This is a genomic window from Gluconobacter wancherniae NBRC 103581 (assembly GCF_007988885.1).
Classification (GTDB): Bacteria; Pseudomonadota; Alphaproteobacteria; order Acetobacterales; family Acetobacteraceae; genus Gluconobacter; species Gluconobacter wancherniae.
On the sequence record NZ_BJUZ01000001.1, the window covers coordinates 1109364 to 1126842 of the forward strand.

General features: G+C 55.5%; 19 protein-coding genes and 1 tRNA gene. 12 read left to right on the top strand and 8 right to left on the bottom strand.

All coding sequences use genetic code 11. The features are described from left to right. The first annotated feature begins 84 nt into the window (after positions 1 to 84). From purC to GWA01_RS05190, 8 genes are all read left to right on the top strand, one after another. Positions 85 to 849 (top strand): phosphoribosylaminoimidazolesuccinocarboxamide synthase, encoded by a 765-nt coding sequence (gene purC, locus GWA01_RS05155; RefSeq protein WP_146794665.1) that lies wholly within the window; start codon positions 85 to 87, stop codon positions 847 to 849. Then, a complete protein-coding gene (gene purS / locus GWA01_RS05160; protein ID WP_146794667.1) occupies positions 846 to 1088 on the top strand; it encodes a phosphoribosylformylglycinamidine synthase subunit PurS in 243 nt (80 codons plus the stop codon). Before purC ends, purS begins: the two co-directional genes overlap by 4 nt. After that, positions 1085 to 1480, top strand: a complete 396-nt coding sequence (locus GWA01_RS05165; protein ID WP_146794669.1) for a Rap1a/Tai family immunity protein — start codon at positions 1085 to 1087, stop codon at positions 1478 to 1480. Before purS ends, GWA01_RS05165 begins: the two co-directional genes overlap by 4 nt. After that, positions 1477 to 2178 (top strand): phosphoribosylformylglycinamidine synthase subunit PurQ, encoded by a 702-nt coding sequence (purQ, locus tag GWA01_RS05170; RefSeq protein ID WP_146794671.1) that lies wholly within the window; start codon positions 1477 to 1479, stop codon positions 2176 to 2178. The genes GWA01_RS05165 and purQ overlap by 4 nt, the downstream gene beginning before the upstream one ends. Then, a complete protein-coding gene (purL, locus tag GWA01_RS05175) occupies positions 2175 to 4379 on the top strand; it encodes a phosphoribosylformylglycinamidine synthase subunit PurL (protein WP_146794673.1) in 2205 nt (734 codons plus the stop codon). Before purQ ends, purL begins: the two co-directional genes overlap by 4 nt. Before the next feature lie 4 nt (positions 4380 to 4383). Further along, on the top strand, positions 4384 to 4614 hold the full coding sequence (locus tag GWA01_RS05180; protein ID WP_146794675.1) for a BolA family protein: 231 nt from the start codon (positions 4384 to 4386) through the stop codon (positions 4612 to 4614). Between the two features lie 91 nt (positions 4615 to 4705). Next, positions 4706 to 5041, top strand: coding sequence for a Grx4 family monothiol glutaredoxin (gene grxD, locus GWA01_RS05185; RefSeq protein WP_146794677.1), 336 nt, complete (start codon positions 4706 to 4708; stop codon positions 5039 to 5041). Between the two features lie 158 nt (positions 5042 to 5199). Next, complete coding sequence (locus GWA01_RS05190) at positions 5200 to 5535, top strand: hypothetical protein (RefSeq protein WP_228118360.1); 336 nt, start codon at positions 5200 to 5202, stop codon at positions 5533 to 5535. Positions 5536 to 5539: 4 nt separating this feature from the next. Here GWA01_RS05190 and GWA01_RS05195 read toward each other — a convergent pair whose 3' ends face one another. From GWA01_RS05195 to GWA01_RS05205, 3 genes are read right to left on the bottom strand one after another with little or no spacing between them, the layout of a single operon-like run. After that, positions 5540 to 5911: a YraN family protein gene (locus tag GWA01_RS05195; protein ID WP_306416092.1), complete on the bottom strand. Its 372-nt coding sequence runs from the start codon at positions 5909 to 5911 to the stop codon at positions 5540 to 5542. Further along, entirely contained in the window at positions 5908 to 6906 is a 999-nt protein-coding gene (hemB, locus tag GWA01_RS05200; protein ID WP_146794681.1) for a porphobilinogen synthase, read from the bottom strand. The genes GWA01_RS05195 and hemB overlap by 4 nt, the downstream gene beginning before the upstream one ends. Positions 6907 to 6922: 16 nt before the next feature. Next, a complete protein-coding gene (locus GWA01_RS05205) occupies positions 6923 to 8365 on the bottom strand; it encodes an APC family permease (RefSeq protein WP_146794683.1) in 1443 nt (480 codons plus the stop codon). 109 nt (positions 8366 to 8474) lie between these two features. Here GWA01_RS05205 and glyA point away from each other — a divergent pair, with 109 nt between their 5' ends. After that, a complete protein-coding gene (gene glyA, locus GWA01_RS05210) occupies positions 8475 to 9779 on the top strand; it encodes a serine hydroxymethyltransferase (protein WP_146794685.1) in 1305 nt (434 codons plus the stop codon). A 4-nt stretch (positions 9780 to 9783) separates the two neighbouring features. On the opposite strand, the gene GWA01_RS05215 is transcribed toward glyA, so the two are convergent. The 3 genes from GWA01_RS05215 to GWA01_RS05225 all read right to left on the bottom strand — a co-directional run bounded on the left by GWA01_RS05215 (position 9784) and on the right by GWA01_RS05225 (position 13237). Further along, positions 9784 to 10830 carry a M14 family metallopeptidase gene (locus GWA01_RS05215; protein WP_146794687.1) on the bottom strand — a complete coding sequence of 349 codons (1047 nt, stop codon included), beginning with the start codon at positions 10828 to 10830 and terminating at the stop codon, positions 9784 to 9786. After that, positions 10827 to 12002: an acetylornithine deacetylase gene (gene argE, locus GWA01_RS05220; RefSeq protein WP_146794689.1), complete on the bottom strand. Its 1176-nt coding sequence runs from the start codon at positions 12000 to 12002 to the stop codon at positions 10827 to 10829. The genes GWA01_RS05215 and argE overlap by 4 nt, the downstream gene beginning before the upstream one ends. A 68-nt stretch (positions 12003 to 12070) precedes the next feature. After that, positions 12071 to 13237, bottom strand: a complete 1167-nt coding sequence (locus GWA01_RS05225; RefSeq protein ID WP_146794691.1) for a DEAD/DEAH box helicase — start codon at positions 13235 to 13237, stop codon at positions 12071 to 12073. A gap of 72 nt (positions 13238 to 13309) precedes the next feature. Here GWA01_RS05225 and GWA01_RS05230 point away from each other — a divergent pair, with 72 nt between their 5' ends. Then, positions 13310 to 14242, top strand: a complete 933-nt coding sequence (locus GWA01_RS05230) for a mitochondrial fission ELM1 family protein (protein WP_146794693.1) — start codon at positions 13310 to 13312, stop codon at positions 14240 to 14242. Between the two features lie 12 nt (positions 14243 to 14254). Beyond that, the gene (locus tag GWA01_RS05235) at positions 14255 to 16129 is read left to right on the top strand and encodes a hypothetical protein (RefSeq protein ID WP_146794695.1); all 1875 of its coding nucleotides are present in this window, start codon (positions 14255 to 14257) and stop codon (positions 16127 to 16129) included. On the opposite strand, the gene GWA01_RS13195 is transcribed toward GWA01_RS05235, so the two are convergent. After that, on the bottom strand, positions 16126 to 16545 hold the full coding sequence (locus GWA01_RS13195) for an acyltransferase family protein (protein WP_229315982.1): 420 nt from the start codon (positions 16543 to 16545) through the stop codon (positions 16126 to 16128). The genes GWA01_RS05235 and GWA01_RS13195 overlap by 4 nt on opposite strands. After that, positions 16508 to 16960 (bottom strand): acyltransferase family protein, encoded by a 453-nt coding sequence (locus GWA01_RS13200; protein WP_228118362.1) that lies wholly within the window; start codon positions 16958 to 16960, stop codon positions 16508 to 16510. Before GWA01_RS13200 ends, GWA01_RS13195 begins: the two co-directional genes overlap by 38 nt. A gap of 401 nt (positions 16961 to 17361) precedes the next feature. On the opposite strand from GWA01_RS13200, the gene GWA01_RS05245 reads away from it, so the two are divergent. Then, positions 17362 to 17436: transfer RNA gene (locus GWA01_RS05245), tRNA-Val, on the top strand. Positions 17437 to 17479 lie beyond the last annotated feature (43 nt).

A 17479-nucleotide genomic window follows, 5' to 3' on the forward strand; every position in this document is an offset into this window, starting at 1 on the left:
CTATAAAAGGCCGATCTCCGCTGCCGGACTGCCGCACCTATCCCCCAGGCAAAGTGTTCCGGCACAACGCGACAAGGATTGCTCATGGCCCGCCGCCGCCAGCTCTATGAGGGCAAAGCAAAGGTTCTCTTCGAAGGACCCGAACCCGGTACCCTCGTTCAGTATTTCAAAGATGATGCCACCGCTGGAAACGGCGCGAAGAGCGGCATCATCACGGGAAAGGGTGTTCTGAACAACCGCATTAGCGAATACCTGATGCTAAAGCTTCATGACATCAACATCCCCACTCATTTCATCCGCCGCCTCAACATGCGCGAACAGCTGATCCGGGAAGTGGAAATCATCCCCCTGGAAGTTGTGGTCCGCAATGTGGCTGCAGGCTCGCTGGCAAAGCGGCTTGGTATCCCCGAAGGAACCAGACTGCCGCGTACCATTGTCGAGTATTATTACAAAAACGATGCGCTCAATGATCCGATGGTCTCTGAGGAGCACATTTCGGCATTTGGCTGGGCCACGCCGCACGATCTGGACGACATGAACACGCTTGCACTGCGGGCGAACGATTTCCTCATGGGTATTTTCATGGGCGTGGGTATTTCGTTGGTGGACTTCAAACTGGAGTTTGGTCGCGTGTGGGAAGGCGAGGAGATGCGCATCATTCTCGCGGATGAGATCTCACCGGACAACTGCCGTCTGTGGGATTCCAAAACCAGCGAAAAAATGGACAAGGACCGGTTCCGCAGGGACATGGGCCGTGTTGAGGAAGCATATCAGGAAGTCGCGCGGCGTCTGGGAATTTTGCCAGAATCCGGCAACGGCGATCAGAAGGGCCCGGAGGCAGTGCAATGAAAATTCGCGTTTATGTTTCACTCAAGGAAGGCGTTCTTGACCCACAGGGCAAGGCTATCGGCCACGCCCTGAACTCCCTTGGTTTTCAGGGTCTTGGTGAAGTTCGTGTCAATCGTGTGGTCGACCTTGACGTACCTGCGGACGACTCCTCGGCAGCGATTGCCAAGGGTGAAGCCATGGCACGCGCACTGCTCGCCAACGAAGTCATTGAAGATTACAGCGTAGAGGTGGTGGCATGATCCGCTTCGCCGCCGCACTCGCGCTTACAACTCTGATCGCTACGCCGGCATTAACGGGAACAGCGCATGCACAACGCGTGTCCAAGCTGAGTGGCAAGGCACTGGGTGCAATGTGTTCGAGCAAAAACGGCGTTATCGGTTGTGACGCCTACATTGCAGGCATCATGGACAGCGCTGTCTGGTCCAAGGAATATGACACTTACGCCAAGGACAGCTCTGCGCCTGTAGCTTTCTGTGTTCCTGAAACCCAGAGCACACAGCAGGTTCGTGGTGTCATTGTCGCATGGCTTCATGCCAACACGGACGCCATGACGCAGCCTGCCGGAAAGGCCGTATATCGTGCCCTCCACGAAAACTACGCCTGCCACGCCAGCGTGGAGGAGAAAAAATGAAGGCAGGTATCGTCGTATTTCCCGGGACCAATCGGGAACGCGACATGGCTCACGCCCTCAAGTTGATTACAGGTCATGCTCCACGCATGATCTGGCATCACGAGACGTCCCTTGGTGATCTCGATCTGGTCGTTCTTCCAGGCGGTTTCAGCTTTGGCGACTATCTGCGGAGTGGCGCCATGGCCGCACATTCTCCGATCATGGCTGAAATCCGTCGCTTTGCCGAAAAGGGTGGACACATCCTCGGCGTTTGTAACGGTTTTCAGGTTCTGACAGAATCACACCTTCTTCCCGGCGCGCTTTTGCGCAATGCCGGTTTGCGCTTCCTGTCCCAGGATTGCCATCTGAAGGTTGAGAACGCGACCACACCCTATACCCGCGGCTGGAAAAGCGGAGATGTCTTCCGCGCGCCGCTGGCTCATGGTGATGGAAATTATACAGCGTCCCCCGAGACTCTTCAGCGCCTTGAAGGCGAAGGGCGCGTGGCATTCCGCTACAGCACTGCTTCCGGGCATGTGTCACACGATGACCGGCATGCCAATCCAAATGGAAGTGCATTGTCGATCGCGGGAATTCTCAGCGAGAACGGCCGCGTCTGTGGGCTGATGCCACATCCTGAAAACCTGGTTGATCCTGAAATCGGCGCGACAGATGGCGTGCCTCTCTTCAAAGGGCTTGTGGAGGCTCTGGTTGCATGACAGTCACCATTGACGCCAAGCTCGCCCAGTCCTTTGGTCTGACCGGCGGCGAATACGACAAGCTTCTCACGATTATGGGCCGCACACCCAGCTTTGCCGAGCTGGGTATCTTCTCGGTCATGTGGTCTGAGCACTGCTCTTACAAATCCTCCCGCGTTCATCTCAAGACGCTACCGACAAAAGCCCCATGGGTTATCCATGGTCCGGGCGAAAACGCTGGTGTTGTTGATATTGGCGAGGGGCTGGCTGCCATCTTCAAGATGGAGAGCCACAACCACCCGTCATTCATCGAGCCTTACCAGGGCGCTGCAACCGGTGTGGGTGGTATCCTGCGTGATGTGTTCACTATGGGGGCACGTCCTGTTGCGAACCTGAACGCGCTTCGCTTTGGTGACGCGAAACACTCTGGCACCCGCCGTGTTGTTGATGGTGTCGTCCGAGGAATTGGCGGTTACGGTAACTGCGTTGGCGTTCCGACCGTGGGCGGCGAAGTCAATTTCCACAAGGCATATGACGGCAACCCGCTCGTGAATGCGATGACGGTCGGTATTGCCCGCAAGGACAAGATCTTCCTGTCGGCTGCGGCAGGTATCGGCAATCCGGTTGTCTATGTTGGCTCCAAGACCGGACGCGACGGCATTCACGGCGCCACAATGTCCTCGGCGGAGTTTGACGACAAGGCAGCCTCAAAGCGCCCGACTGTGCAGGTTGGAGATCCGTTCATCGAGAAGCTGCTGATCGAGGCATGCCTTGAACTGATGGCAACAGACGCAATCGTGGCCATTCAGGACATGGGTGCTGCTGGTCTGACATCTTCTGCCGTTGAAATGGCAGGCAAGGGCGGCGTGGGCATTGAGCTGAATCTCGATGCTGTTCCTCAGCGCGAACCGAACATGACAGCGTACGAAATGATGCTATCCGAAAGCCAGGAGCGTATGCTCATGGTTCTCAAGCCGGAGCGCACAGAAGAAGCACGCCGGATCTTCGAGAAGTGGGAGCTGGATTTCGCGATTGTCGGAAAGCTGACGGATAGCGGTCACATCACGGTTATCCATAACGGAGTGACAGAGGCAAATATTCCGCTTGCTCCGCTGGCTGACGAAGCCCCGATTTATAATCGCCCGATGGTTCATGCTGAGCCTCCACGTCACATCAGCCCACCTGCTGATCCCGTCGGTATTGAGCATGCTCTTCTTACGCTAATCGGTTGCCCTGATCTGGCATCGCGTTCATGGATCTGGAATCAGTATGATGGCTCGGTCGGTGGTAACACCGCGCGTCGCCCCGGCGCTGCGGATGCTGCCATCGTGCGCGTTGATGGCACACGGCTGGGTCTGGCGCTGACCACAGACTGCACACCGCGTTATTGTCAGGCCGATCCAAAAGCTGGCGGCGCCCAGGCTGTTGCCGAAGCATGGCGTAACATAACGGCCACCGGTGCGAAGCCACTGGCCGTAACCGACAATCTGAACTTCGGAAATCCTGAGCGCCCGGAAATTATGGGGCAGTTCGCCGATGCAATTAAGGGCATGGGCGATGCATGCCGGGCACTCGATTTCCCGGTCGTGAGCGGTAATGTCTCGCTTTACAATGAGACACGCTCCCCAACAGGGCTTGCACAGGCAATCCTGCCAACGCCTGCTATCGGAGCTCTGGGTGTCATTGCCGATGCCTCGAAATCCATCGGTCTTGCGATGCCGGATAACCATGACCTGGTGCTGGTTGGTGAAATTCGTGGTGAACTCGGGCAGTCGCTCTGGCTGCGTGAAATCTGCCATAAGGAAGAAGGTGCGCCGCCGCGCATTGATTTGGTTGCGGAACGCCATAACGGCGACTTCGTGCGCGCTCAGATTGAAGCAGGGCATGTCGCTGCCTGTCATGATATTGCCGATGGCGGGCTGATGATCACCATCGCGGAAATGGTGATGGCGAGCGGTGTGGGCTGTGAACTTCTGGCGCCCCCGCACGGTCTGCCGATACACGCTTTCTGGTATGGCGAGGATCAGGCCTGCTATGTCATCGCGACCAAGAATGCGAAGGCTATGCTGTCAGCAGCCGAAAAAGCTCATGTTCCTGCGCGCAAGCTCGGTCATTCCAAGGGCACCAGCCTGAAGATGGCCGATGGCATGTCTGTTTCTGCAAGCAGACTGCGCGAAATCAATGAGGCGTTTTTTCCTAAATTCATGGGTGAGGGAGCCTGAATTCATGCCCATGACCGCTTCTGAAATCGAACGTACGATTCTTGCAGCTATCCCCGATGCTCAGATTACCGTTGAAGATCTGGCTGGAGATGGTGATCATTACGCCTGCACCGTTGTCAGCGAAGTTTTTCGCGGGCGCACTCGGGTTGCCCAGCACAAGCTGGTTTACGAAGCATTTGGAACCCGCATGGGAACCGAGCTTCATGCCATGGCACTGAAAACACTGACCCCTTGAAACCTGGGGCATCCATCCCCTTCTGCACTACCTGCTCTTCCGGCGAGATCAATTTCATACCCCTCGCCGGGAGCGACAAAAGGAAACTCCGATGTCCGAACCCGTCTTCCAGCACCTCCAGACTCTGATCGACGCTAATCCGGTCATGCTGTTTATGAAGGGCGACAAGCTCTTTCCGCAGTGCGGCTTCTCAGCACGCGTTGTGCAGATCCTCAATCATCTGGGCGTACCCTTCGAGACCTGCAACATTCTTGAAAGCGCAGAACTGCGCCAGGGCATCAAGGATTTCTCCCAGTGGCCGACCGTTCCACAGCTCTATATCAAGGGTGAATTTGTCGGTGGCTGCGATATCGTGAGCGACATGTATCAGAGCGGTGAGCTTGAAACGCTGATGGCCGAAAAAGGCATCGCAACAGCAAGCGCCTGATTTCTGTCAAATCCCCGGTCCTTTGAGGGCCGGGGAGTGCGATATATCTCCGTCAACCTGCCACATTGCCGCCATAAACATCTCAAAAATGGCAATACCTTGATTTTTTCATTTTGATGATCATTGGCGCTTGTCGAGGTATGATTTTACGGCATACGATGCCTGCATTCATTGGGAATGGGGCAAAGTCGATGGCGCGAAATCTGGTCGGAAAAATGTTTCTTGGAGTTCTGGGTCTTGGGCTCTGCATGAGCGGTAAGGCACAGGCACGCGTCATCACCGACTGGGAAGCCAGCAAACTAACTCTGGATGCTCTGACCGCAACACCGGTTTATCACCACCCAGCGATGCGACATTTCGCTAGCAGCCACACCAGCCACTCCCGTATAGCCTATAACACCCATCATACTGCAGCCGTTCGTACCGTTGCCTATCGCTACCATGCGCATGCTGGCGTTACGGCCGCGCATCACCACACCCGCCATCATACCTGATCTTCTAGAACGCTCGTAGCGCATCCTGTATGCGTCGCGTTCTGCCTTTCTGGTCCACAACCACAAGATCAAATCGCGTGTTGGGTCTGCCCCATTCCGGCCGCACGCTCAGGACATAATCGAAAGCCGCCAGTAGTCGTTGTGACTGCTTTTGGCTCAGGGCCTCGGCGCTTTCTTTGAGTGTCTTCCGCTGCTTGACTTCAACAGCGATGACCCATTCCGCATCTGCGACGATCAGATCTATTTCGCCGAAGGGTGTCCTGAGGCGACGCGCAAGCACCTTAAGACCCACTCCCTCCAAGATCTTTGCAGCCTGTGTCTCGGCGTTCAGACCACTGGCATGGGCCTGAACACCTCTAAGCTGACGCGTGTTCAGTTTGAGCCACGTATCAGGCGGGCTGCATCAAGTGCAAAATATGTCAGAATGCCGTTACAACCAGCACGCTTGAAGGCAATCAAGCTTTCCATGATTGTGCGATCACGCTCAAGCCAACCATTCTGAATGGCGGCCATCATCATCGCGTATTCGCCTGAGACTTGATACGCGAATGTTGGGACCTCGAAGCGTTCCCGAACACGACGGATAATGTCCAGATAGGGCATCCCAGGTTTCACCATGATCATGTCCGCGCCTTCGCGCAGATCCTGCTCAACTTCACGCATAGCTTCATCGGTGTTCGCAGGATCCATCTGATAGGTCTTTTTGTCGCCTGTCAGCAGTCCACCCGATCCAAGCGCATCACGGAAGGGCCCATAAAACGCTGATGCGTATTTTGCAGTGTAGGCCATGATGCGCGTTGTCACTTTGCCATTGGCATCAAGCGTTTCACGAATGGCTTTTACGCGGCCGTCCATCATGTCTGAGGGGGCGATGATGTCGATGCCCGCATTGGCCTGATTCAGAGCCAGAAGACGCAAGAGCTCAACTGACTCATCATTCATGACATAACCATCCTGAATGAGGCCGTCATGCCCATGATCCGTATATGGATCAAGCGCGACGTCACCAATCAGCCCTAGCTTGGGGAATGCGGCCTTGAGCACCCTCGCAGCACGACACATCAAGTTGTCGGGATTAACCGCCTCGTTGCCCTCTGCGTCACGTAGTTCAACGGGCGTAATGGGAAAAATGGCAACTGCCGGGATTCCGAGCTCGACGGCGGGACGGACGTGCTCAACCAGCATATCGAGGCTAACGCGCTCAACGCCCGGCATGGAGGTCACCTTCTGGCACTGCTTCTCACCTTCGCAGACGAAGATGGGCCAGATCAGATCATCGACATGCAGGCGATGCTCGGTAACCATACGGCGGGTGAAATCATCGTGGCGATTGCGCCGCGGACGGGAGAGGGGGAATGCAGAGTTCGTCATTCCCCGGATCATGCTCCTATCTTTTCGACATGGCCAGACGGCTGTGGCGAATGCCGTAGAAGAAATAAACAACCAGTCCGACCGCGAGCCATACTACGAGCCGGAGCCATGTGAGAATGTCGAGAGACACCATGACTGCGCCGCAGGACAGTATTCCAAGGACCGGTATTATAGCGCCTCCCGGAACACGGAACCGTCTTGGCAGTTCGGGTGCGCGATGACGCAGGAACATGACGCCCACACAAACGATCACGAACGCCAGCAGGGTGCCAATGGAGGTCATGTTCCCAAGCTCGGCAATTGGCAAAACTGCTGCCAGCAGGCTGCTGGTCAAGGCTGAAATGACATGGGACGTCCACGGAGTTCGTGTCCGTTGGTTGAGCTTTGCAAACGCCCCTGGAAGCAGCCCGTCCTGTGACATGGCCATGAACACGCGCGCCTGACCGAGCAGCAACCCGAACAGGACCGAGATGTATCCAGCGGTAATGCCGAGTTTCACAAAACTGCTAAGCCAGGAAATATGTGCAACGTCGATAGCTGTCGCCACGGGGCTCGGATCGTTTGCCATCGAGCGGTAATCGACCACACCCGTCAGGACGAGAGAGAAAGTCACGTATGTCAGCGAACAGATGATGAGCGTGCCGATGATACCCAACGGGATGTCACGTCGCGGGTTCCGGCTGTCCTGAGCCGCCGTCGAGATGATGTCGAACCCTAAATAGGCAAAAAACGCCATTCCCGCAGCACGCATCACACCGCTGACACCGAAATGGCCGAACTCACCCGTATTAGCCGGAAGGAACGGGTGATACCTTTCCAAGCGTATATGAGGCGCACACAGTACAATCACGAGCGCCACGACGGTGACTTTGATCGCCACGATCACAGCATTCACACGCGCCGATTCGCTCATACCCCGCATCAGAAGGGCAGAAACGATCCAGATTCCGAAAACGGCCGGGGCATTAAACCATGCGTTGACCACTGATCCATCGGGCAGCGTCACGGGGGTCATGGGCGTTGCAAGAAGTCTGGGATCAATATTGATCCCCCAGCCCGCCAGCAGAGACGCGACATACCCCGACCAGCTTGCCGCAACAGTTGCGGCACCCACTGTGTATTCCAGCACCAGATCCCAACCGATGATCCATGCCACCAGCTCGCCCATTGAGGCATATGCATAGGAATAGGCTGAGCCACCGGAGGGTATCATGCCTGCGAGTTCGGAATAGCAGAGGCCAGCAAAACCACATGCTATGGCAGCGACCATGAATGAGATCGCGACAGCGGGTCCTGCGTTCTGACCGGCCGCGACCCCTGTAAGCGAGAACAGGCCTGCACCGATGGTCACGCCGACGCCAAGGGCAATGAGTTGCCACGGCCCAAGCACACGCCTGAGCCCACCCTTGGTATCGGCTTCCGGGGACACGGGTTTGGTCCGCCAGAGCGAAGTGATCATGAAAGTTCCTTGCTGGGAAATTAAGGCTGGAAAAGAGCGGATTGTTTTTGCTGATACGGGCGTTCTGCGATAGTGACGACCCCGAATTCATTTTGGAGAATGGACCACGATGTCAGAACACGCCAGCCAGTCCGAACTGAAGCGTTTTTTTCATGCCCCTCTCGCAGAAGTCGATTCCGAAGTTTCGGCCATTCTCAATGACGAACTGACACGCCAGCAGGACGGCATCGAGCTGATTGCTTCCGAAAACATGGCCTCCTTCGCCGTGATGGAAGCTCAGGGCTCTGTTCTGACCAACAAATATGCCGAGGGCCTTCCGGGCAAGCGTTATTATGGCGGTTGCGCAGATGTGGATCGCGTCGAAACGCTTGCCATCGAGCGCCTCAAGAAGCTCTTTGGTGCAGAATTCGCCAATGTCCAGCCGCATTCTGGCGCCAACGCGAACCAGGCTGCTTTCATGGCGTTGGGTAAGCCTGGCGATACCGTTCTGGGCATGAGCCTTGCTGCCGGTGGACACCTGACCCACGGCGCTGCACCGAATTACTCCGGCAAGTGGTTTAACGCTGTTCAGTACGGTGTGCGTGGCGAAGACGGCATTCTCGACTACGAAGAGATGGAGCGTCTGGCACGCGAGCATAAGCCGCGCATCATTGTTGCTGGTGGCTCTGCCTATCCGCGTGTCATTGATTTCGCACGCTTTCGGAAGATTGCGGACGAAGTTGGCGCCTCTCTGATGGTGGATATGGCGCATTTTGCCGGTCTGGTTGCAGCAGGTCTCTATCCAAGCCCGGTGCCATTTGCAGACATCACAACGTCCACAACCCACAAGACACTCCGTGGGCCACGTGGCGGTATTGTGCTGACCAACAACCCCGACATTGCCAAGAAGATCAATTCTGCGGTTTTCCCTGGACTGCAGGGCGGCCCGCTGATGCACGTGATCGCAGGCAAGGCCGTAGCATTCGGCGAGGCTCTGAAAGACGAGTTCCGTGAGTATCAGCAGCGAGTGAAAGCTAATGCAGCAGCACTTGCTGATGAACTTCAGAATCGTGGCTTCAACATCGTCACAGGCGGCACAGACAGCCATCTGATCCTTGTTGATCTTCGCCCAAAGAAGGTCACAGGCAAGCTTGCCGAAGCCATCCTTGAAAAGGCAGGCATCACGGCCAACAAGAACGCAATTCCGTTCGACCCAGAGAAGCCTTTCGTAACGTCTGGCATCCGTCTGGGCAGCCCTGCAGCAACTGCACGCGGGTTTGGTGAGGCTGAGTTCCGCGAAGTCGGTCGTATGATCGATGAAGTTCTGACTGCAGCGCTCGAAGACGAAAATGCCGAAGCTGTTGCACAGCGCGTGCATGAAGAAGTGAAGGCTCTCTGCCGCCGCTTCCCGATTTATGACCGCGCTTCCGCCTGAGTAATCAGGACTGGCTGGCGGTGCATATCCTCGCGAGGCGCACCGCCAGTTGCCCACGTCTGGGGCGATGATTGGGCATGATCAGGAGGCAGTTGTCATACGGCGTGCAGATCAGATCATCACCGTCACGCGCAATGACACTCCCTGCGTGGGGGATATTTTTTCCTCCCACCCAAGGCTCCACAAACGTAAAGTCACTACTGCGCGCCAGAACGTTGTCTGTGACGATCGCCGTCACTGCAGGATGATCTAGTTCTGACGATTTTCCGGCTAAGTGAATATTTTCGGCCTGCTCAAGAAGGCGCAGGATTGCAGCCTCAGCCACTGTAACCGTGTTTTTCTCCCAATGCTGACCTGCCTCCAGAAGACAGCTTCTCCCGGTTCCGCCTGCGGACATGAAGTGTCCTTCCTCGATCAGACGGGGGCCACCATTATGTCCGAGATCGGTCAGTACAAGCGCAGGAAGTTCCTTGCCCGAGGCCAAAGCGCAGGCTAGTTCCACTGACCGCGGACGGGGCGGGACAATGAACAATGGCTCAGATGGCCAGAGCGTGGAGTGAATATCCAGCAAAAGATCCGCGCGCTGGATGAAGGGTCTAATCCGCCTTGCACGATCAAGCTCCAGCGAATGCTCATGACCAGACAATCTGCCCGGATGCCAGACTCGGTTCAGGTCTTCATCGCAGTATCGGGAATGTAGAGGGCGTGTACGATCGAAAGCGTTGAAGGCAGAAAGATTCGCAAGAATGAGGGTCAGTCGGCCTGATCTGGGAACAGGATTGGTCTGTCGCAATCGTTCCAGAGCACATGCTCCGGCGTACTCATTTCCGTGGACAAGAGCCGAGACCACGATCTCCGGACCAGCGGTCCCTGAATCGAAAATACACACGCCCGGAATATCATGTGCTCCTCCCTGCCATGCAGACAGGTCCGGAAGCGGCAGATCGATTTTGAAAATTTCGGCAGGACGCCCTGTACCCGGAAGCTGTTCCGTCAACTGCGGCTGACGGATACGGATCGGATGGTGACGCAACCCTGCCTTACAACTCATGGCGTAGCGCTGATACGTCGTGCGAAAGTGCGAATGGCGCGGTCGCATCGTTGCAACTGTTCAATGGCAATGAACTCGTCCGGACGATGGGCCTGAGCAATATCACCCGGCCCGCAGACGATGCTCTCCATACCGCCACGCTGATAGATACCGGCCTCTGTTCCGTAAGAAACATACCCGGTTGTGTTGCTCCCGGTGATCTGTCGGGTCACGTCCGTCAGGAGATGCTCCTCAGAGAGGGACAGCGGAGGAAGATCCACCAGCATTTCATATGTGATGCCGCCTTGAGGATTATCGTTGCGCAGAACGGCATCCAGAGGGGCTAGTGCGCTTTGCAAATGCTCCAGTGCCTGCGGCCCTTCATCACCGGGCACGTTACGCCATTCCACATCAAACCATGCATGCTCGGGAATGATGTTCAAAATGGCGCCACCAGCCGCAAGCCCAACCTGCATTGACGTATATGGCGGGTCAAATCCCTCCACACGCCGGCCTTGCGTTGCGAACCATTCTGCCTGATCCGCACAAATAGCAATCGCGCGGCCCATCGCGTGAAGGGCATTGCGCCCATGCTGTGGACCCGACGAATGACCCGACTTCCCGGTCAATTTCACACGGACGGCAAAACGGCCTTTATGAGCAATGATCGGGGTCATGAGGCTGGGTTCGCCAACGACACACAGGGCCGGGACCTGACCAGCCTTTTGCAGATCTGCAATCAGCTCACGTGCGCCATTACACGTAATTTCTTCATCGCATGTGAAGAGCAGGTGAACGGGTCGCGACAGCTCCATCGCCTGAATATCCGGTATTGCGGCGAGCATGCAGGCAACGTAACCCTTCATGTCTGCAGCGCCACGCCCATACAGACGGCCATTTTCTTCCCTTAGGATAAAGGGATCGGACGTCCAGTCCTGACCGTCTACAGGGACGGTATCCAGATGGCCTGAGAAGGCAATTCCGCCTGCTTCATCCGGCCCGATAGATGCATGCAGATTCCACTTTCCATCGTCACCACCAGGATAACGCGTAAAGCGCACTCCGTGATGCTCAAGATATTCTTCTATCCATTCCACCAGTGGTAGATTGGAATTTCGGCTCGTCGTATCAAAAGACACAAGCGCGGAGAGAATCGCCACACTATCGGCGGGAATGGAGCGGGGGTCTGTCATACCCCCACTCTAATCACGTTCCGGGATGTCGCCAAAGTCTTCACATCGCGAGCAACCCACGACGCAGATCAACGGTCCAGAATGTCATCAGTCGTGATACGAACGCGGTAGCCGATATGCTGCTCGATTTCGCGCAGGCGCAGACGCTCGTCAGCATCAATCAGAGAGAACGCCACCCCCTTTTTTCCAGCACGCGCAGTACGGCCGATACGATGCACGTAGGCTTCGGGAGTGTCTGGCATGTCCAGATTGATGATGAGTTCGACATCCTGAATATCAAGTCCACGGGACGCGATATCAGTGGTCACAAGAACCCGCACACGACCGCGGCGAAAGTTGTCCAAAGCCTTGTTACGCGCCCCCTGGGACCGATCGCCATGCAGCGTCTCGCATTTCACGTCGCTCTGACGGAGGAGCTTGCCAAGCGCATCTACATTATTCTTCGTACGAGCGAAAACGATACAGCGTCCTTCGACGGCATTGAGCATCTTCAGCACCACACCGGGCTTGTCTGTCCTGTCCACGAACAGAGCGCGCTGACGGATACGCTTGGGGGTAAAGGTCTCTTCCGAAACCTCAACACGCACAGGATCGCGGGTAACGCGCTTTGCGAGCGCCATAACAGGCTCAGGTAGCGTCGCGGAACAGAAAACTGTCTGCGGGTGTTCCGGGAGATAGGGGACGAGCGCGTTCATGCTCTCCGAGAAATCTTCATCCAGAAGGCGATCAGCCTCATCCAGCACAAGGAAGCTGATATATTCGAGAACCAGATCACCCTGCATGACGAGATCCAGCAGACGCCCGTGCGTTGCAACGACGATATCTACGCCATCTGCGAGGGATTTAAGCTGCTGTTCACGCGATGTTCCACCACAGACCACTCGGGTACGTAGTGAAAGCTGACGCCCCAGCATCCGGCAGACGGCCGCAGTCTGTGCGGCAAGCTCACGGGTTGGCTCGAGAATCAATGCACGTGGCCCATGGGCGCGCTTTGTCTGGGAGAGTTTTTGCAGGATAGGCAAAGCGAACGCAGCCGTCTTTCCGCTTCCTGTCTGAGAGGCGACAAGAACATCACGTCCTTCAAGCAGAGGCGGGATAGCCTGTTGCTGGATGGCGCTGGGTCGTTTGTGGCCGGCTTGCTGAAGCGCGGCGAGCAGGGGCGAAATAAGCCCGAGCGCATCGAAGCTTTCAGGATTCGCGGGAGGCAGGTCTGCTGGCATATCGGGCGTTGTCATTTGCGCTTCTTGCCAAATTTCCGGCAGTTCGGGAAATACCTTCCTTCATCAGTCATTTTTCGGAGCTCCGTCATGAAAGCACTCATCATCGCCGAGGACTTTGCCGGGATGCGTGCACAGGGCGCGGGACTTGCGGAAAAAGCGGGATTTGACTGGGAATTCAGGGCAGTCCGCATTCACTCTCCATGGAATCACATGCCTGCTCGCTTCTGGCCATCTCCGTTAAGGCGCATCGATCATATCGATTGCCCCGATGATACTGACGTGTTGATCAGCATTGGCGGGACAGGAGGCATCATAGGAGCCGCACTTAGCAGAAAACATAACATTCCTGTGGTGCAGATCCAGAACCCGAGAGCCTCTCTCTCCCGCTTCGATATCGTTGTCGCCAATACGCATGACGGCATTTCTGGCTCCAACGTGCTGGTGTCACGCAATGCCCTTCATCCCGTAACGCCAGAGAAGCTTGCATTAGCGCGCAGTGAATGGAATTCGCGCCTCAAGCTCGATCAGCGCCCATTACTGAGTGTCCTGACGGGAGGGGCTAATGGGCGCTTTTCATTTGATCCTGCCGATGCGGAGCAGATCGCAACATTGTTGCTCGAATTTATGCAACGGCATGACCATCAGGTTGTCCTGACTCCATCAAGGCGCACCGGGGTTGAAGCCCTCGACGTTCTACACAGGAAACTCATACCTGCGGGAGTTCGCATCCTGACGGGGGCAGGGGCCGAAAATCCTTACATGGGTATGCTGGCCTGTGCGGACATGATCGCCGTCACGACAGATAGCGTTTCCATGATCTCTGAAGCCGCGGCCACGACTGCACCGGTGCTGATCCTGCCTTTGCCGGGGCGTTCTGCACGGATCGGACGCTTCATCGATACCCTTGAGAAAGCTGGGCGTATCCGCCCGTTCAGCTCCGATGTGGAACCCTGGTCTGCGCAGCCGCTTGACGACACACCATCTGCGGCGAGAGAAATGCGCCAACGTCTGAAGCTCTGAAGGGGGCCATACATGCTCGATATCCGTACTTTCGGCCCTCAGGGTGGAAATGTGCTCTACAAGGCGCTGGCACATCCGGTTGCGGCAAACGCGCTGGTTGCGATGGAGCAGGCATTCGCGGGGCAAACTCTCGCGGTATATGATCCCGATGACACTGCCCGAACGCTCGCGGCCCTGTATCCCGGGCTACGCCCGGCATGCATCTACGTGCATGATACCGAGCAGGTTGGACTTCCGGACGGATTTGGCGGAACAAAACGCGCACTGGTGGATCTTCCACACACTGAAGCGGATCTGGTGCTTGCGCTTTCGTTTGAAGACGAAAAAATGCGCACACGTCTTGACGGGCTACTGAGAAGCAGAACGCTTCATACTCTTGCACCGGCACGACTGCCGGATAGTATGATTGTTACAGGTCGTCCGTACCTTGATCGTCTCAACTTCGCGACGAACTTCTCTTTTTTCCGCGATGATGACCGCTTCGCCACGCGTCTGGTGACGGCCAATTACTGGTCCAGCTATGGAGCTGAAAATCTCCGTTACTGGATGCAGCTCTACGATCACACTGGCCAGATCATCGCGAACTGGGAACAGAAAGTCGAAGATCCGGCATCTGGTATCATTGTGGACAGCTCCGAGGTACGTACCCGCTTCGACCTCCCAGCTTTCACGGGACAGCTTTTCATTCATGTCCTCGGTGCACGCGGGCATGACGTGGTAAAATATGCTCTGGATACCTGGGGAAAGAACGGCGACCAGAGCCTATCAGTCACGCATGACGCGAATGCGTGGCCATCCGTGCGGTACGCAACGCTCCCCGCTCCTGAAGGGGATGAGAAACTGCGTGTGTGGATACAGAACAGCCACGCGACTGTAATTCCCAAAGGCGCCATCACGTTCAACCCAATGGGCCACGAAGATCATCGCGGGGTAGATCGCGAAATAGGCCCCTTTGAAACCTATGCCGTAGACGTTAACGCCCTGTTTCCGGACCTGACATGGCCAGCTCAGCTTGAGATGCGCTCAGGACGCCACCTTGTGCGACCACGTTATGAAATCGAGCAGCGTGGGCGGACACGCATCGCGCATCTGAATGTTGAGCGGGATAATCTGCGTCCAGATCCAGCGATAAAAGCTTTTCCACCATCTCTAGGCCGTGGTTTTCTGCTGCCTTTCCCAATCCTGGATCCGAAGCATTTCGAAAGCTTTATACAGCCTAACCCCATGTCTGAATCTCTGGAGACACTTCCAGTCCGTCTGGACATCTTCGATGAAAACGGCATGCAGACGGCATCACACTTTCTGGGAAACCTTCCGAGAGATCATTCGACTGCGATTGCTCTTCATGATCTGACAGACCGTCCGGGCCATGCCGATCTTGTTTATGACTTTCGCGATGGCGGAGAAGGCGACGGCTGGTTGCATGCCCTCATGCGGTATCGCAACCGTGAAAGTGATCATGCAGCAGAAACAAGCTTCGGGGCACACATCTTCAATACACTCATGACATGGCGTTCGGAGCCACAGTCATATTCAGGCCCACCGCCGGGACTGACAACGCGCCTGTTCCTCAAGCTCGGCCATTCAGAACTACGCAGCTTCTGCTGCCTGATTCACCCTGCCTCCATTGAGGGAACTTCAAAATCCGAAACAGTTCTTCTCCTGCATGGGGCAGATGGCAGCCTGATCGCTGAGACCACAATCCATATCGCTCCGTCCGGTTCGTTTACGGTGCGACCTCACGAACTCTTTGATGGTGCCCATCTAAAACGGGCAGGAGAGGGTGGATACGTGCTGATCCGTGACCTTACCTGCCGCCTGTTTGGTTATCATGGGCTGGACAACGGGCATGGAGGATTTTCGCTGGACCACATGTTTGGTTTTTAAACAGAAACTGGACCAGCATCAGATTTACGAAGACGAACGAAATGCTGGTCCAAAAATGCTGCCACAGGGCGTGAAAACAGGCGGAAAATTGCTTCGCCCAGTAACCAGATCAAGACAAGGCAGATTGGATAAACCATCCATCCCTGAGCCAAGGGCAAGTCATGGGCCCTGAACAGTCGGACTGCTGCCATAACAACAAACATATGGGTCAGGTATATTTCATAGGAAAGCTGCCCCATCCTTCGCAGCCACCACGATCTGACACCGCCAACCATCGGTAGCCAATGACATGCCATAACCAGCATAGCTGTGCCCATGATCAGCATGGCGAACATCGTATCACCCACGGCGTGCCACCACGCCGCTGGAGCTAATATTTCAGCGAGCATCAGGCATGCACCTCCAGTACCGATCATGATCGAAACAGATCTGGAGGGTTGGAGCGATGATTGCTGCGAGAACACCCATTGCGATGGTCCCAAAGCCCGTCAGTGTGGCCTGCTCTCGCCAGATTTCATTGCCATGAAGCTGTGAGTGATACAGTGGATCAATGACTGAAAGTAACGCTAGAATGGCAACTAAAATACGCTTTGGCACACGGCATAGCGAAGGAAAGCCCAAGTAAAACAGTTCTTCAATCGAGAGAGACCAGAGAACTGTTATCCCTGCCACACTCCATCCGTGATTAGCCTGCCAGACGTTAAAATATAGCCCCAAAGCTGCAGTAGCAGCCCCAAGAAAACTCTGTCCGGGCTTGGTGAAGGAGTAATCCTTGAAACCCATCCAGTCCAAAATACCGATTACGGCCAAAAGCCCCAGAAGGCAGGGCAAGATACGTGCGCCACGATGAAGAATAAAAGGTACTGCCTGAATATTATCCAGTGATCCGCCAGCACTGCATGACGCGCGTTGCAATAAGGAAGCCAGACAGCACAAAGAAAATCGTGACGCCTTCACCACCATTATAATTCAGCGCCATCAACAACTAATGAGGAAGAACATTGGCCAGAGCAGTATCAGCAAGGCCAATACGGATACCAAGATGATTCCCAATCACCAGAAGGATTGCCAATCCTCTCAGACAGTCCAACCCGGGATTACGCATTATAACTGACCTCAAAGTTATAAATTACGATCTGCCCTCAGAATGAGTTTGAAGAAAGGCCTGTGCATGTCGAAAAAGCGACTTGTCATATCAAAATCCCCCTGATAGAAGCCGCCGAAGATCAGATGGGCGCGTAGCTCAGCGGTAGAGCACTGCCTTCACACGGCAGGGGTCACAGGTTCAATCCCTGTCGCGCCCACCATCTGAAATGGCTTTTTTTTGCCATATTCCCACAGTTTTTATCA

Bases quoted from the DNA above. Each gene is read 5' to 3' on its own strand.
- purC (WP_146794665.1), top strand. From the start codon at position 85: ATGGCCCGCCGCCGCCAGCTCTATGAGGGCAAAGCAAAGGTTCTCTTC.
- purS (WP_146794667.1), top strand. From the start codon at position 846: ATGAAAATTCGCGTTTATGTTTCACTCAAGGAAGGCGTTCTTGACCCA.
- GWA01_RS05165 (WP_146794669.1), top strand. From the start codon at position 1,085: ATGATCCGCTTCGCCGCCGCACTCGCGCTTACAACTCTGATCGCTACG.
- purQ (WP_146794671.1), top strand. From the start codon at position 1,477: ATGAAGGCAGGTATCGTCGTATTTCCCGGGACCAATCGGGAACGCGAC.
- purL (WP_146794673.1), top strand. From the start codon at position 2,175: ATGACAGTCACCATTGACGCCAAGCTCGCCCAGTCCTTTGGTCTGACC.
- GWA01_RS05180 (WP_146794675.1), top strand. From the start codon at position 4,384: ATGCCCATGACCGCTTCTGAAATCGAACGTACGATTCTTGCAGCTATC.
- grxD (WP_146794677.1), top strand. From the start codon at position 4,706: ATGTCCGAACCCGTCTTCCAGCACCTCCAGACTCTGATCGACGCTAAT.
- GWA01_RS05190 (WP_228118360.1), top strand. From the start codon at position 5,200: ATGCCTGCATTCATTGGGAATGGGGCAAAGTCGATGGCGCGAAATCTG.
- hemB (WP_146794681.1), bottom strand. From the start codon at position 6,906: ATGACGAACTCTGCATTCCCCCTCTCCCGTCCGCGGCGCAATCGCCAC.
- GWA01_RS05205 (WP_146794683.1), bottom strand. From the start codon at position 8,365: ATGATCACTTCGCTCTGGCGGACCAAACCCGTGTCCCCGGAAGCCGAT.
- glyA (WP_146794685.1), top strand. From the start codon at position 8,475: ATGTCAGAACACGCCAGCCAGTCCGAACTGAAGCGTTTTTTTCATGCC.
- GWA01_RS05215 (WP_146794687.1), bottom strand. From the start codon at position 10,830: ATGAGTTGTAAGGCAGGGTTGCGTCACCATCCGATCCGTATCCGTCAG.
- argE (WP_146794689.1), bottom strand. From the start codon at position 12,002: ATGACAGACCCCCGCTCCATTCCCGCCGATAGTGTGGCGATTCTCTCC.
- GWA01_RS05225 (WP_146794691.1), bottom strand. From the start codon at position 13,237: ATGACAACGCCCGATATGCCAGCAGACCTGCCTCCCGCGAATCCTGAA.
- GWA01_RS05230 (WP_146794693.1), top strand. From the start codon at position 13,310: ATGAAAGCACTCATCATCGCCGAGGACTTTGCCGGGATGCGTGCACAG.
- GWA01_RS05235 (WP_146794695.1), top strand. From the start codon at position 14,255: ATGCTCGATATCCGTACTTTCGGCCCTCAGGGTGGAAATGTGCTCTAC.
- GWA01_RS13195 (WP_229315982.1), bottom strand. From the start codon at position 16,545: ATGATCGGTACTGGAGGTGCATGCCTGATGCTCGCTGAAATATTAGCT.